The sequence below is a fragment of the Mesorhizobium sp. LNHC229A00 genome, assembly GCF_000502415.1.
Classification (GTDB): Bacteria; Pseudomonadota; Alphaproteobacteria; order Rhizobiales; family Rhizobiaceae; genus Mesorhizobium.
Genome location: NZ_AYWQ01000203.1, coordinates 1 through 387, shown reverse-complemented (window position 1 = coordinate 387; position 387 = coordinate 1). Strand labels below are relative to the sequence as shown.

Annotated in this window: 1 protein-coding gene; it reads right to left on the bottom strand. The window is 56.3% G+C overall.

Annotation, left to right across the window (positions count from 1 at the left end):
• Positions 1-163: 163 nt before the first annotated feature.
• A partial coding sequence (locus X742_RS1000000175350; RefSeq protein ID WP_210164365.1) for a hypothetical protein occupies positions 164-387 on the bottom strand: 224 nt, incomplete at its 5' end.

Sequence of the window (387 nt, the reverse complement as noted above, 5' to 3'; positions counted from 1 at the left end):
AATTGTTGCCCATTGGCCATACCCTTCATCTCAGCGCGGGGGTCGTTCGGCCTCCAACTTCTTTCCTACTGAATCTGTCATAGATGCCGAAATAGTCCGTTGGCAGAAAGCTTTCAGGGAATGAATATGTGATCTGCGGAACCTTCTGCAGTCCGCCTGCGGATCAGGGCAGAGATCGAAGAGCCCTTCGTTCCGGCAGAAGGATGGCAGAAGGGTTTGCAGACCCCATTCCGATTTGTTCCAGGCGCCGGTCTGCTGTCGACAGGCGCGCCAATTTCCGAGCTGCTTTGAGCGCGCGGTCACCTTGCGCACTGCCATCCAGGATTGACGGTGCATTCATCGTCCAGGGCAATGCCAGAGTCTGCTTCCGGCCCTTCCATTTGCCTG